Origin of the sequence: Pseudoalteromonas sp. HM-SA03, assembly GCF_002289345.1 — a bacterium.
Taxonomy (GTDB): Bacteria; Pseudomonadota; Gammaproteobacteria; order Enterobacterales; family Alteromonadaceae; genus Pseudoalteromonas.
This window is the reverse complement of record NZ_NSDG01000118.1, coordinates 14395-29069: the sequence shown is the minus strand read 5'-3', so window position 1 is coordinate 29069 and position 14675 is coordinate 14395. Positions and strand designations below refer to the sequence as shown.

Sequence of the window (14675 nt, the reverse complement as noted above, 5' to 3'; positions counted from 1 at the left end):
ATTTGTTAGGTACGCTAAGGCTATTTAAACTGCCACCTAGAAGAGAAGATAGGCGGTATCCAAGAGCGATAGAGCCTAAGCCATCAAAGTACCCACATAAAAAAAGAAATGCCAGTCAGCTTAACTGACTGGCATTAGCCAAGTGCGCCTTTTTTAATGCCACGGATAATCCCCTAGCCGATAAATACTTCGTCGACATCATCTTTTAAGTTTTGATACTCATCGTCATGCAGATTAAGCTCAATCATCACCTTGTCTTTAAATAGATACCAATCCGCTGCGCTTCTAAAGTGTTTTGCTTCGAAACAGAGGTTTTCAGCCAGTTTAAGTGCCGCAAAGGTTTGCACATGCTGCGCATCTTTTTGCTCTTCAAGATAGCTAACGTCATGGTGGCGCAAAATCATCTGGCATATTTCTTTAGGTAAGTGCCAAGACGTCGCAAGAAAGTAGCCTATCACAGTGTGAGGCACTGGATACTTTTGCTGCTCGTAGTAAATAAGCGTTTGCTCAGGTCGCTCTATAGACTGCTTAATTACCTCAGCATAATCAGGATATTTTACGGCCATTGCTGGGATCCCGGCATCATGAAACAGTCCGAGCAGCTGCAAATTCTCCATCGGTAATGATGACTTTAAGTGATGTCCAACCACCATCGCCGCTTTTGAAATATCCGCAGCGTTATCCCAAAACAGCTGCAGTGAAATACAGCACTTTGACTGCTCAAATGCGTTTTTAAGCAAATACCCTGTCACTAGCTGCGTAATACAGGTAACGCCCAAAAACATCACAGCTTGTTTAATATCTGTTATTGTACGGGCAAGACCATAAGCAGGTGAATTAATTACCTTTAATACCGCAGCTGATGCACCAACATCTGCCGCAATAATATCCGCCACGGTAAATAACTCAGGCTCCGGTTGTGATAATTCATTTTGTAAGGCTTGTAATATTTCAGGCTTAGCAGGTAAGTTAAATCCACCGCGCAAATCATTCAGCACTTTATCGTCAATATCGATCATTGGGCTACCTCAGAATTGATACACCCAAGTTTAGTTCATCGCTTGATATTTGCAGTATTGATTGTAATGAAATGGTACAAAAAAGCGGGATAAAACCCCGCTTAATCTGGTTAGAACCAATATGGTTCGCTATGCATGGAAGATTGTCGACTTTGCTCCATGGCACTTATCAAAAAGTCTGATTTTTGCTTAAGCCATGCCTGCACTTCTTGCAACTCGTCTGCGTTTTGGCTTTGGCAAAGCTGATATAAATACGCCAGTGTTTCTAACTCATAAATACCATAAACGATATCAATCCAAGGCGTTCTAAACGCTTTGCGCGCTTCTTTATCGTAAAGCTTGCCCAGACAGTTACCGCTTAGTAGCGTGTTTTCTAACTTTATTCTCACATGTAAATAATCACTTTCAGAAAGCAATTTATCCTGTGGAAGCAAGTTTTTCAGCTCTTGCCAGTCTTTATCAAATAATTGACTTGCGATTTCTGTGACGGGTAGCTCTGCTGCACTCAGTGCTTTTTGATCCCAGTTTTTACGCCACGCTCTATCAACAAGCCAGCGAGTAAGTGAAAGGATCAAACGGTTATAACGGGTGCAATGAAATAAATCTTCAATGTCTGTCGGTGTCGGCTGAACATCTTGCAAATCGGTAATGACCTGCGCTAATTCAGGAAACTGATTAAGTTTCTTATGGTAGGCATGGCGCTTTGAGGTATAGGTTTTTAAATGAATCGCATTTTCGACCCAAGCAAGTTCTGACAACAACCATTTTAACTCGTTGCGAATACTCTCAGTCGAGCTTTTATCAACGATGTCATCGAACAACCAAAACGCGTGGCGGATAAGCGAAACCCCATCAATAACACGTTTTAACGTCTTGAGACTTGGTTTATTAAAATAACACTGCTCGTGCTTCTGGACGAACTGAATACCATAACTGACAGTCGCAATTAGCGCTTGTTCTTGCGTTACCTGAGATTTGAGCGGCACAAACCCTATAAACTTATTTGGTTTTAGAGGCTTATCATCGGCAATTCGATATCCTCTGGCAGCCTTTGAGTATAGCCCCAAGCGCATACCTGCTTGTTTAATTAGGTGATCGGCTAATAGGAAAAGATCTTCTTTGTTTCCCTCAATCAGCTCTATTTCAAGCTCATTGATTGGCTCCATCTTCCCTTGAGCTGCTATTTCCCCTTTATCCAACACGACTTCGATTTTGGTTCCTGAATCCGTTTCGATTAACCAAGTACGACGAATGAAATTCGTACTGAAGATCGGGAATATGTTTTCTGCGATAGACTCAAGTTGCATGCCGTGTGGCCAAATATTCGCGTCAAACGCTAACAAGTCAGGGCGGCCTGACTGAATAGGTAAATTGTACTCAGGTCGTTGATGTAACCCTCCTACAACTTCTCCCGCAAGTTTGATGGTTTGCTCGCATTCATCATTGCAACAACGCGTTCTTAGGCCGATATCTAGCGCACGCAATTCACGATTTGGCGTGTCAAAGTAGGCGTTAGTTAAGTTTTTAGCAGGCTTGTTAGTGACCGTTTTTGCAAACTGTGTGATGAGTGCAGGGATCAGCGGAACTTCATTATCTGAAACCAAAAATTTCAGTTCTATTTCAGTGTCCATTAGGGCTGTGTTTTACCTATTTGTCTAAGGGAGGATCAAAATATACAAAGGAGGCTAAGTTTGCAATCTTTTTATCCGATGAGAAGTGCACCAAATATGCGCTAAATCAATAGATAGTCGGGCTAATTTCGCTGAACATCAACGGATTAATAACACCGTATCATTGCGTTAAATGTTGCAATTTTCATTATGTAATCAATTATTTCGCGCCATTCAAAATAAACAAAGCCTTGCTATTAGGCCGCGAAATCCCTACTATTTTGTAAACTTTACGACCCAAAGAATAAAAGGCCCACGCATGTTCAACTTTAAGCAATTTATCATTGCGAGCCTGCTCTTCACCAGCTTTGTAAGCTTTGCCGAAGAGCCAGACGAAAATAGCACAGTAAACACGGCAACACCAAACGGCTATATTAGTGACAATCTTTTTATTTACATGCACACAGGTCCAAGTAAAAATTATCGAATTTTAGGCTCTGTTGATGCTGGTACGCCAATCACTATTTTGAGTGGTGCTAACGACGAGTTTGTCCAAATCAAAGATGATAAAGCAAGAGAAGGTTGGGTAGAAAGTAAATTTGTCACCACGGAACCAGGTTTAAAGCAACAATTAGAAACGGTAAACCAAACCTTGGTAGAAACTCAAGAGGCGCTGAACGATGCCCAGCAGCAGCTTCCAATGCTGCAGCAAAACAATACCAATTTGTTAGCGGAGAATGCTTCACTTCAAGACACTATTTCAGGGCTTGAAAAGCAGCTACAAGATGAGCGTTTAGCACAGCAGCAAAAAGTCCAAAAAGAGCAACATCAGTTGCTCACTTACGGTGGCATCATCGGGATCAGTGGCATTATTATCGGTGTGATCCTGACGCTATTTTTATCTCGTAGAAAGCGTTACGACGGCTGGTAATTGGTTATATACCTATTGAGGTTAGATAACTTCGTCACTGACGGTTCATCTAGACTCTTTTGTCAAAAATAAATAAAGGCCGGAAAATTCGGCCTTTATTTATTCCATCTAAAACATATTAGGCTGAACTCTTCGCATTAATATTACCCCAAATGCCAGACTCAGTAACTCCTTGCACTTTGACCTTATCGACTTCGAATACAGGTTCTTTCCCTTTTGCTCTTTGCAGATGATAATCAGCTGTAACCGCCAAGATAGTGGGTGTAAGACGCACGATGGCAATAACATTCACTACCGTCATTAAACCCAATGCGATGTCGGCAAGATCCCATACCTGTTTTAGCGTTGCCGAAGCGCCCCACAACATCATAGACAAGTAGCATGCGGTATAAATTGAACGGCCAACTTTATTGTCCAGATGGAATAAGTGTAAGTTACTTTCAGCATAGGCGTAATTAGCCACTACAGAGGTGAAAGCAAACAAAGTAATCGCCGCCGCGACAAAGTACACGCCCCCAGTTGCTAAATGCGCGGTCATCGCAGATTGCGTCAGCCGTATGCCTTCCATCTCACTGCCAATATCTATATCTGCCAATAGAATTATGACAGCAGTACAACTACACAACACGATGGTATCAAAGAATACGCCTAGCATTTGGATATAACCTTGGGTCACGGGGTGATTGGGAATTGGCGACGCACTGGCCGATGCGTGCGGCACACTACCCGCTCCCGCCTCGTTAGAATAGAGCCCGCGCTGAATACCATTTTTGATAGCTGCGCCAAGTGCGCCAGCGCCCGCTTCTTGCAAGCCAAAAGCTGAAAGCAAAATATCTTTGATCATGGCAGGGACTTGAGAGTAATTCATCACGGTAATAATAATGGCCGCAAGGACAAAGACTAATCCCATTACTGGCACTACCTTTTCAGCAAATCGCGCAATCGCTTTGAAGCCACCAAGAATAATAGAGCCGGCAAGGACTGTGATCACAATACCTGAATATAAGGTTGGAATATCAAACGCATTATTGAGCGCATCGGTGATGGTATTGGTTTGCATCGCGCTAAAGGTAAATCCATATCCCAAAAACAAGCAAAAGGCGAAGCATACTGCAAACGCCCGACTTCCCAATCCCATGTGAATATAATAAGCAGGACCACCTCTAAACTCACCTTGGCTATCTCGCACTTTATAGACCTGCCCAAGCACACTTTCGGCAAAGCCTGTTGCCATCCCCAAAATGGCTATCATCCACATCCAAAATATCGCGCCACTGCCACCAAGAGAAATAGCAACTGCAACACCTGCAAGATTACCGGTTCCAACTCGAGCTGATAGCCCCGTGCATAACGCTTGAAAAGAACTGATCGTATTGTCATCACCCTGACTGCTGCCCCGTAACAGGCTAAACATATGGCGAAACTTTACAATTTGTATCCCTCGCAAAAGAATAGTGAACCAAAACCCTGCAAATAGCAGGATATAAATAAGTATCTGGCCTTCTCCCCATAAAAGCCCATTGATACTCTTAACTGCACTTTCAAACATAGGCGATTCCTGTTTTATTATTATTTGCCGTTTATCTAGTATTATTTAAATGGACTCCAGCAATCATACAACGCACCGATCCACCTGCGGATTCAATTGTGGGTATATCGATAACAACTAGCTTAGCTGACTTTTCAATGACAGCAATTTGCTCAGGCAACAACGCCTGATAAGCCGTTGTGGAAAGCGCGAGTATGCGTCCCATGCTGCCTTGTAGCTCAATCGCATTGCCGCAAAAATGTTGGATCTGCTGATAAGATAGCGCAACTAGGGTGTGGCCGCTTTGCGTAAAACGATTGGTAAGCTGTGCCCGCTGATATTCTGGCACCATATCTAAGCATATCATGGCGAAATCGGTGGCGACACACATTAAGACATTGGTGTGATAAACAGACACTTCATTCTTATCATAGGCATTAAATATCTCAGCCTGTAGTCCCAACTGCTCGCAAACTTGATTAACTAACACGGCGTTAGTGCGCTTGGATTCTACTGCATAGGCCACTTTTTCTTGATGATCGATAACCATAGAGCCGGTACCTTCAAGGAAGATTGCTTCAGCGGTTAGATGACTATAATCGTTGATGTTTGTCACCTGATAGTGAGCATTCAGAAAATCGATAATATCGCGACGGATCTCCAATCGTCGATTCAAGGCGTACATAGGATAAATCGTTAACTGACCATCGCTATGCGTCGAAAACCAGTTATTTGGAAAGACCGAGTCTGGCGTGTCTGTGGAGGTATCTTCAAATAAGTGCACTTTCACACCAGCCAATTCTAATGCTTGCACGGCGTTACTGACCTCAACATAGGCCCTGTTGTTAGGATTGTTTTCACTGCAAACTTGCTGAAACGCGTTATCTTGCATAGTTTGCGGATTCGAAGTGAAATGGTGTGGGCGGATCATCACCACCGCTCGAGGTGCTTGGAATATCGTTGTCATACTGCACTCATCATTTGGGCGTTGTCATACTCAATATCAGTGTAACCACACCATAAGACAATTTAAATGCCAAAATCTTATACAATTCGTGCAATTTTCTATCAATTTTACCAAGTGAATTACACAAATAGACCACATCAAAATTAACCATGACACCTTTCAACACCTAGCCTATTTTGCTGTTAAATAATATTGTTCCCCTTCTTCAGGGCTTCGAGCACGTTCTGCTTGTTCTCTGATCTCATCCGCATCACTGCTCACATCGTCAATATCGGCGCCTACTGACGCTTATTATGGTTTTATTCTTTTGTTTCACAGACGCTTCATTGCTATTACTCAAATTACTAGTCGCTTCTTTGGTTGCTCCTTGCGTTTCATTATTTGCAGCTAAGATTATCCGCTCTCTAGCATCGTCAGCCATGCTTACTCCGTGTTCAGTAAAGCAATTAACAGTTTCTCGTATAAGTTGAGACACCACTTTTATCGGGCTATGTTGTTCGCTATTGACCCAAAAATAAATGGTAAGATTGATAGTCACGGAGACTAATGCTTCAAGTAGAACCTGAGGTGGCGGGTCGTTTAAAACCGCGCTTTGTTCTTTGGGTAAGTCAATTGCAATTTGCTGCGTCAGGCGAATATCGTTGTCATGACAATACCTACCTTAAAGTGTCCACGTATTTTGGGGTTGGCAGTAGAGTTTTTAATCACATTCTTGTAGACGATAGCATTGGGTATTTAAATGTGATTGCCATCATAATCAACTAAGGTCATTGCACGGGCGGTGGCCTTTTTAACGACGCCTAAATGGTTATCCACTTCGATAACATCATCAACTCAAAACGGGCGCTGGACAATAAGTAGCATCCTCGAAATAAAGTTCTCGGCGATATCACAAAACGCAACCCCGAGAATAAGACCCACATGCCCAGTACCGCTCATTACTGCGACTTCAAACTCACTGATAAAACGGCGAGTGACGAGATGCAATAACCGACTTTTACTGACAAAACCTATGGGTTTAATTAAAAAATAGGAGATTGGCAGTGTTAAATAATAACAAAGCACAATAACCACAATTCCCAACGCCAGAGCAGATAATAATTATCATGCGGTTTGTAAAAAGTGCGAAGCTTGTGCGTTTTCTGTGGAGGCGATTTTTGTCGCGCTTGTGGCGCTGGATAACACTCGGCTCGTTTACCGCAATCGGTTTATGGATCTTAGCGTCATTGGGATTTTCATATGATGTGGCTATACTGGAGCGCATACATCATTATTTTTGATGCCGCATTAAACGCCAGTGCTGAGCTACAAACTTTGAAAGATAGTACCATTGACCCTGAGAATGTGAGAGGACAACGAGGCGCATTTGTGGCTGATAATCTAATTACAAGACAACGTCAAAAAAGCAATAAAGGTATGTGAACTGGGTTACAGGCATAAAAAAGGAAGCGAATTCACTTCCCTTTTAAACGCCTATCTAGATAGGCTTAGATGCAATACCGAGCAAACAAACTTGCAACGGTTGCAGCGGTTGGTTTGCCATGCTGCCAGTCGCCACCTTCAACGCCGCTACCTGCAATATCCATATGTACATACGGAATTGGCAACTCTGCATTACAACCATGCTTGTCTAAGCCACCAACAATTGCCAAAAATGCCATTGGGAATTGGTGACCACGAGCGGTAACCGCCGATGGAGCGTTGTTGCTCGATAGCACATCATCCGCAAGGGTGCGCGGTTTTACAAAGTCATAGTCTTCGCGTCGGCTACGCGACACTTCCGCGCAGTCAGCCCACAGATCGCCCATATCTGCAATCTTGCGAGATACTTGCGCTGCTCGTGCAGGACCATTCTCAACATAGGCACTGTAAGGACCCATAGCGCGCGCTGCATGACCTGTCAGCGTTGCAACTGTAAAGATCTCAGGGTTTTTCTCACCCAGAGCTAAGTCTTTCGCTTCGCTCAGTAAATCCCCCATCGCTAAGCGGCCTTCCGCATCGGTGTTTCCAATACGAACGCGAACCCCTTCTCTGCTCTCAATGATTTCATCCGGCACGAAACAGTCAGAACCAATCGAGTTACGAACCACCGCAAGGTAAGCAATAACCTTAACGCCTTTTGGCTGATACTTAGCAACCGCTTCCATAAAACCAACCACTGACGCCGCACCACCTTTATCTCGGCTCATGCCCGCCATAAAGCCACCTACTTTAAGGTCGGCACCACCGGTATCGTAAACAAGACCTTTACCAACAAAAATAAGAGTACGCTCAACACCACCTTCAGGCTCGTATGCCATTTTTACAACACGAGGGTGATGGCGTTCAACGGCGTAAGAGGCACGCGCCACCGTGCTTAAAAGTGGGTACTGCTCATCCATAATTTTACGATCAGCGATAACCTCAACGCTTACCGCTGAACCTTGGAACAGCTCAACACAGTAGTCAGCAAAACGAGGCGGTGCCATGCGCTCAGGTTCTGTACCACACAGATCACGCGCAGCATATTGGCCTGCGGCGATTGCACTCAGTTGATCGCAGCATTGTACTGACGCTTCAAAAACATAAATCGCTTCGATTGGTTCAATCGCTTCGCCACGGTACTCTCGAGCCTCTAATGGCTGCCATAAGCCTTGGCATGCACCTAAAAAGCTGACAGCACGCGCATTTTCGTAACGATCATCGGCAGGCACATTAACAACAGCAAGCACAGGTTTTACCGCACCAGCCGCTTTCGCTTCTAAAATACCAGCCTTTGCCGCTTCAAAATAACGACGAACGTCATCGAAATCTCTGTCTAGTGGTCCGGTTGGCGCAATCACCAAACGCTTGCCGGGTACTTTGTCTGAAACAAGCAGGCTTGCCTTTTGTGCAATGCGCGCATCAACGGCTAAAAATGGCGCAGCAACGTCATCAAGCTCCGCACTGCCAAGGTTTTGGATATCATGAGTAACAACAACGATAGCATCTGCATCGCTTTCAAATAGTGTGTTACAAGGTAATGCGATTGGAAAAGACATAAAAACGGCCCTTTTCTATATTAGAATTAGGGCCGACTATAGGTGATTTGTGGTCAAGTTCCAAGGGAACTACGACATATCACGGGCTTCATCTGGTTTCGCTTTGGTTTTGCTGATCACAGACCAAGCTTCTAACATCACTAAAATACTGACCACCAGCACGATAACGTCAAGCACAACCAACAACCAATTGCCTTTTTGATAGTATTCACCTAGCTTGATCACACCAGCAAAAAACGCCATTACCAGTACAAACACCATAGGGATCAAGGTGTACTTAGCAGGACGACCTAGTTTGATAAGATATACTGAGATAACCAACAAGGTTAAGCTTGCCAATATTTGGTTGGTTGAACCAAACAGCGGCCAAATCACCATACCACCACTACCCGATGCGCCACCTGCGCCAAAGGCGAGTAGCAAACAACATGCTACGGCCAATAAAGTCGCGATGATACCGTTGTTCAGGAACTTGATGTTATAGATCTCGCCCCACTCTTGAATAATATAACGCTGAAGTCTAACGCCAGAATCCATGGTAGTACCAGCAAAAAGTACAACCATAACGGCAAGTAGGGTTGATGCGATCTCGACTGGTAGTCCCCAACCTGTGCTGATAAGGTTTGAACCACCATTAATAAAGGCTGATACGCTGCCGGCACCAAGATGACTATAAATTTCGTGCCACTCTTCTGGCGATACTGCGAGCATCACACCACTCACGGCGACCAAAGTGATAAGTGCTAATGAGCCTTCACCGACTGCACCTAAGTAGCCGACAAAACGACCGTCTTTTTCTTTGTCTAGTTGTTTTGAACTCGTTCCCGACGAAACAATACCGTGGAAACCAGATACCGCACCACAAGCGATGGTCACGAATAGCAGGGGTATAATACTTGGGGTATTCTCCACCGTTTGGGTGTTAAACGCAGGCGCGGTGATATCAGGCATGACAACAAATACTGCACCGTATAATAAAACCAAACCAACCAGTAACTGCATACCATTAATAAAGTCACGAGGTTGTAATAGCATCCAAACTGGCAGCAATGACGCCACGGCAGCATAGATAAACAGAATGATGATCCAATTAGCTTTGTCACTTAGACCGAACATTTCGGTTGGTAAGGTAATCGGCATACTACTGCCCATATAAATGGTCGCGTAGAGCACAATAACCCCGATAATACAGAGCGGTACTAGCGGCACTTTTCGTTTAAGCAATTGACCGATAATAAGTGCCACGACAATAGCAGACCAAGCAGGGAATACCGCATTTGGGTTGCCCACGAAGGAGTTTGCGATCACCACTCCGAATACTGCATTTACCATGAGCAGTACAAGGAAGACCACTATCATAAACAATGAACGCGTGCGCTTGCCAATTACGCTTTCAGACAACGCGCCCATCGACTTACCTTTATGGCGAGCACTTGCCCACAGCGCGCCCATATCGTGGACACCCGCAAAGAATATGGTACCGAATACAACCCAAAGCACTGCTGGCACCCAGCCCCAATAAACAGCGATGGCTGGACCTACAATTGGTGCAGCGCCTGCGACTGAAGTAAAGTGATGCCCCCACAATACCACTTTGTTGGTGGGAACATAGTCCACGCCGTCCTCAAGCTCATGAGCCGGCGTGACAAAGTTGTCATCCATTTTAAATATTTTTTCAGCAATAAATTTGGAATAGACAAACCATCCAAATAACATCCCTATGATGCCGAAGAGTACGATCATTATGGATTGCATAATGCTTACCTCTTGTTGTTGTTTTAATTACACGCAGTTCGCGTGATTAGTTTGTTGCACGACAACTTCGAAGCTAGCACAAAATAAACTAATTGCAGTTATCTTTTAGTCTAGGTAGGTCAGAATTAGCCATCAAAAAGTCCCAGTTGAGCTTGTGTGTTAGACTTTTCATTTAGCCCTAAGTGCAAACCCACGAGGCGCACAGGTTTAAACTTTTGTCGTGACATTGCTTCAATCAATAGCTCTTCGAAAACGGGCAAATCAATATGCTGGTATTGGCATTCTTTGGTGGTTTGGGTGAAATCGTAAAACTTCACTTTAACGCCAAGCTTATTAAAGCCACGTTGCAAATAAGGCTGTGCTCGGCGAGTCAATTCAGGTAACAGTTTTTCTTTTATGACTTGTTTTAAGGTATCAAGGTCGAGCGTGTCTTCTGCAAATGTGGTTTCAACGCCTATCGATTTGCGCACTCTATCGGTCTCAACTCGGCGCTCATCAATACCCTGACAACGCCGCCATAATACAGCGCCAAACTTGCCAAATGACTGGCGTAACTGAGTTTCAGATAGTGCCTTAATATCTCGGCCATACTCAAGTCCCATGGCTAGCAAACGCTGTTGAGTCACTTTACCTACACCTGGAATTTTTTTAAGGGGTAACGCATCAATAAAAGCACTCACTTGATGAGGCGGGATCACACACTGACCATTAGGCTTGTTTTCATCGCTGGCAATTTTGGCTAAAAACTTGATTGGCGCAATTCCCGCTGAAGCCGTAAGGCCCGTTTCTGCAACTATATCCGCTCGGATCTGCTCGGCGATAAGCGTTGCACTGCCATTACATTGCTGGCACTCAGTGACGTCTAGATAGGCTTCATCCAAAGACAATGGCTCAATTAGCTCAGTATAGCGGGCAAAAATAGCGCGAATTTGTTGCGATATTGCCTTATAGACCTCCATTCTCCCCGGTACAATCACCAGCTGAGGGCAGAGTTTTTTCGCTTGATAATTCGACATGGCCGATCGCACGCCATATTGCCGAGCAATATAGTTAGCCGTGGATAGCACCCCACGATGGCTACGACCACCAATCGCCATCGGCACTGTTGCAAGCTCGGGATTGTCGCGCATTTCTACCGATGCATAGAACGCGTCCATATCAATATGAATAAATTTACGCACGTTAAAATACTGTCTAAATAAACAGTGTTTATTATGTGCTAATTTTCCAACTGTTGCAATCTTGAACATAGGCCTTAGTGTTCTGAGCTATACTTGTGTGGATGTCTGTTGCAAGTTGCACTGCAAAACAGAGATAATGGCAAAAATATCAAAGTAATTCAAAGAGCTTAACTACTTTGCTTTACTCTTAATTCATTAGTTTTCAATCAGGAGCCTGCATGAAGTACTCACGACTTGGTAGTAGCCCATTAGAAGTTTCGCGCATTTGTTTAGGAAGCATGACTTGGGGCGTACAAAACAACCAGCATGATGCCGACGAGCAAATCAATTATGCACTAAGCCGTGGTATTAACTTCATTGATACCGCTGAAATGTATGCCGTACCTCCCTCACCTGAAACCTATGGTAAAACCGAAGCCATCATTGGCAATTGGCTAAAGCGGCACCAAGAAAAGCGCGAAAAGCTCGTGCTTGCCACAAAGATTGCAGGCAGCGGATTACCTTGGATCCGTGAAGGCGGCGCTATTACGGGACAATCAGTGATCCAAGCGGTGGACGATTCTTTAGCGCGCCTGAATACCGACTATATCGACCTCTACCAACTACATTGGCCAAACCGTACTTCACCGCACTTTGGTAAACAATGGCCTGGCATGGTGCCTTTGAGTGCGCTTGACCGCGATGAAGAACGCGCTGGCATGCTAGATATTTTAGAGGGCTTAGCGAGCTGTATTCAAGCAGGTAAAATTCGTCATTGGGGTCTTTCTGATGACACGCCTTGGGGCATTCACACTTACCTTAATTTGGCGACGCAGCACGACCTACCTAAGCCGGTTTCAATTCAAAATGAGTTTAGCTTGCTACATGCCAAAGATTGGCCTTATTTAATTGAGAGTTGTGTAAACGAAGATATCGCCTATTTACCTTGGTCGCCGCTGGCTGGCGGGATGCTAAGTGGTAAATATTTAGGGGGTGCAAGACCTGAAGGCAGCCGTTGGACTTTGGTACAACGACAAGGCTTATTTAGAGATACGCAACTAGCACAAGAAGCCGTTGCAAAATATCTAGAAATAGCCAAAGAATTTAATATGACTGCGGCGCAGCTGGCGCTAGCTTGGTGCGATCAAGTCGATGGCGTGACTTCAACCATTATCGGCTCGACAACCATGGCACAGCTTAAAGAAAATATTCAAGCGTTTGAACAACCGCTATGTGCAGAGTCTTTAGCCGAGATTGATACTGTATTTAAAGCGTACCCTGCTCCGTTTTAATATCTTCATTCGCGATACGCCGCTTTTACGCAGGCGTATCACCTTGTAAACCCATTCTTGTTACCTAAATTGAAGTTAAAACCCCCATGCAAAGCTTAAACAACACCCCAGTCATTCCGCTTCAAGGCAGCTGCTTTACCAGAAAGACCACTCGCGCCATTGTCCTTAGAGGCAACGACATCCTTATGCTTTACACCAAACGTTATGACGATTACACCTTGCCAGGTGGGGGCGTCGACGAGGGTGAAAGCTTAGAGGCAGCATTGGAGCGCGAGCTAAAAGAAGAAACGGGTGCAGTATCCATCACAGGGTTGACGCCGTTTGGCTGCTATGAAGAGTACCGCCCTTGGTATAAACCCAATCATGACAATGTGCATATTATTTCTTATTGCTACGTTTGTGAGATTTGTGGCGAATTTGATGCGCCAGCTATGGAGGATTATGAACACGCCAATGGTATGAAGCCGGTATGGATCAACATAAACCAAGCCATCGCGCATAACGAAGCAAAACTCAATGATGCGAATAACAAAGGGATGTCCGTATTACGTGAACTCACTTTGCTAAAACATATTTCCGCACAATTAGTCACAGATTAATTTGCCTATTGAGGGAACAATTAAGTCTTTATTAAGCTCTAACTCCGCATGACTCAAGGATTTAATAAGAATAATGCGGCTGCTCCAACACAACCTGATTAGTTTCACCATTATCGCCTCTATTGTGCTGCATCTACTGCTCGGCTGGTATCTGCAGCAAAGTATTTATATCCCCTCAAAGCCTTTAGAAATTAAGGCAATGAAAACCTACTTGGTTATTGAGCCTGCCAAGCCCAAGATTGAGCGTATTGAGACACCGAAGATAACTGAAGATAAGCCAGTAGAGGAGTTAAAACCGACGCTGCCGGACGATACGGTTGAAGTACTAAAAACTGCGCAAACGGAACCAAAAAAGCCTGCGGTTGAAAGTACAACAAAGCACATAACCAAAGCAGCGGTCGTCACGCAACCTAAAAAATTAGACCATCGAAAAGCAATCTCTCAATTTCGTCAGCAACTTTTAGAGCGCGCTCCGAGTGACGCTGTACTCGGCCAAAGCCAAGAAAAGCCGCAACGGTTCACCGTGCCTAAAACACATCAAACCACCGCTGCGAGCATGCAAAGAGAGCAACTCGAGTCTACGTCTCAATACACAGTCTACCGTGAAAATGGCCTGTGTTACGCTGAGGTTAGGCCCGATCCGAGCATTCCTACACCAGAGGGATTAAGTAATAACTGGCGTACACCACCTCGCCCTTGCGATGGCGGAGCCATTAAAAAAGCCTATGATGCCGCGATGAGTCAATGGCTAAACAAACGCTAATCTTGCTATCATAAAGCAAATCTATTGCTAA

At 44.5% G+C, this 14675-nt stretch carries 11 protein-coding genes and 2 pseudogenes; 5 read left to right on the top strand and 8 right to left on the bottom strand.

Annotated features, from left to right (window positions below):
• Positions 1-173: 173 nt before the first annotated feature.
• Both CKO50_RS22560 and CKO50_RS22555 read right to left on the bottom strand, forming a co-directional pair.
• Complete coding sequence (locus tag CKO50_RS22560) at positions 174-1019, bottom strand: HDOD domain-containing protein (RefSeq protein ID WP_095729996.1); 846 nt, start codon at positions 1017-1019, stop codon at positions 174-176.
• 110 nt (positions 1020-1129) lie between these two features.
• Positions 1130-2650 (bottom strand): CYTH domain-containing protein, encoded by a 1521-nt coding sequence (locus tag CKO50_RS22555; RefSeq protein WP_095729995.1) that lies wholly within the window; start codon positions 2648-2650, stop codon positions 1130-1132.
• Between the two features lie 298 nt (positions 2651-2948).
• Here CKO50_RS22555 and CKO50_RS22550 point away from each other — a divergent pair, with 298 nt between their 5' ends.
• Positions 2949-3560, top strand: coding sequence for a TIGR04211 family SH3 domain-containing protein (locus CKO50_RS22550; RefSeq protein ID WP_255231135.1), 612 nt, complete (start codon positions 2949-2951; stop codon positions 3558-3560).
• A gap of 118 nt (positions 3561-3678) precedes the next feature.
• On the opposite strand, the gene CKO50_RS22545 is transcribed toward CKO50_RS22550, so the two are convergent.
• The 3 genes and pseudogenes from CKO50_RS22545 to CKO50_RS24985 all read right to left on the bottom strand — a co-directional run bounded on the left by CKO50_RS22545 (position 3679) and on the right by CKO50_RS24985 (position 7240).
• Complete coding sequence (locus CKO50_RS22545) at positions 3679-5109, bottom strand: sodium:alanine symporter family protein (RefSeq protein WP_010605997.1); 1431 nt, start codon at positions 5107-5109, stop codon at positions 3679-3681.
• 31 nt (positions 5110-5140) lie between these two features.
• Positions 5141-6055 (bottom strand): citrulline utilization hydrolase CtlX, encoded by a 915-nt coding sequence (gene ctlX, locus CKO50_RS22540; protein WP_095729993.1) that lies wholly within the window; start codon positions 6053-6055, stop codon positions 5141-5143.
• A gap of 171 nt (positions 6056-6226) precedes the next feature.
• Positions 6227-7240 (bottom strand): annotated as a pseudogene (locus CKO50_RS24985) (mechanosensitive ion channel family protein).
• On the opposite strand from CKO50_RS24985, the pseudogene CKO50_RS22530 reads away from it, so the two are divergent.
• Positions 7216-7477 (top strand): annotated as a pseudogene (locus tag CKO50_RS22530) (hypothetical protein); the annotation flags it as partial. The pseudogenes CKO50_RS24985 and CKO50_RS22530 overlap by 25 nt on opposite strands.
• A gap of 65 nt (positions 7478-7542) precedes the next feature.
• Here the strand turns inward: CKO50_RS22530 and CKO50_RS22525 are convergent.
• The 3 genes from CKO50_RS22525 to dinB all read right to left on the bottom strand — a co-directional run bounded on the left by CKO50_RS22525 (position 7543) and on the right by dinB (position 12080).
• Positions 7543-9075 (bottom strand): leucyl aminopeptidase family protein, encoded by a 1533-nt coding sequence (locus CKO50_RS22525; protein ID WP_095729992.1) that lies wholly within the window; start codon positions 9073-9075, stop codon positions 7543-7545.
• 69 nt (positions 9076-9144) lie between these two features.
• On the bottom strand, positions 9145-10830 hold the full coding sequence (locus tag CKO50_RS22520) for a carbon starvation protein A (protein ID WP_095729991.1): 1686 nt from the start codon (positions 10828-10830) through the stop codon (positions 9145-9147).
• 125 nt (positions 10831-10955) lie between these two features.
• Positions 10956-12080 carry a DNA polymerase IV gene (dinB, locus tag CKO50_RS22515; RefSeq protein ID WP_095729990.1) on the bottom strand — a complete coding sequence of 375 codons (1125 nt, stop codon included), beginning with the start codon at positions 12078-12080 and terminating at the stop codon, positions 10956-10958.
• 149 nt (positions 12081-12229) lie between these two features.
• On the opposite strand from dinB, the gene CKO50_RS22510 reads away from it, so the two are divergent.
• The 3 genes from CKO50_RS22510 (at position 12230) to CKO50_RS22500 (ending at position 14644) form a co-directional block, all read left to right on the top strand.
• Entirely contained in the window at positions 12230-13282 is a 1053-nt protein-coding gene (locus CKO50_RS22510) for an aldo/keto reductase (protein ID WP_095729989.1), read from the top strand.
• 86 nt (positions 13283-13368) lie between these two features.
• Positions 13369-13881: an NUDIX hydrolase gene (locus CKO50_RS22505; protein ID WP_095729988.1), complete on the top strand. Its 513-nt coding sequence runs from the start codon at positions 13369-13371 to the stop codon at positions 13879-13881.
• A 73-nt stretch (positions 13882-13954) separates the two neighbouring features.
• A complete protein-coding gene (locus tag CKO50_RS22500; protein ID WP_095729987.1) occupies positions 13955-14644 on the top strand; it encodes a hypothetical protein in 690 nt (229 codons plus the stop codon).
• Positions 14645-14675 lie beyond the last annotated feature (31 nt).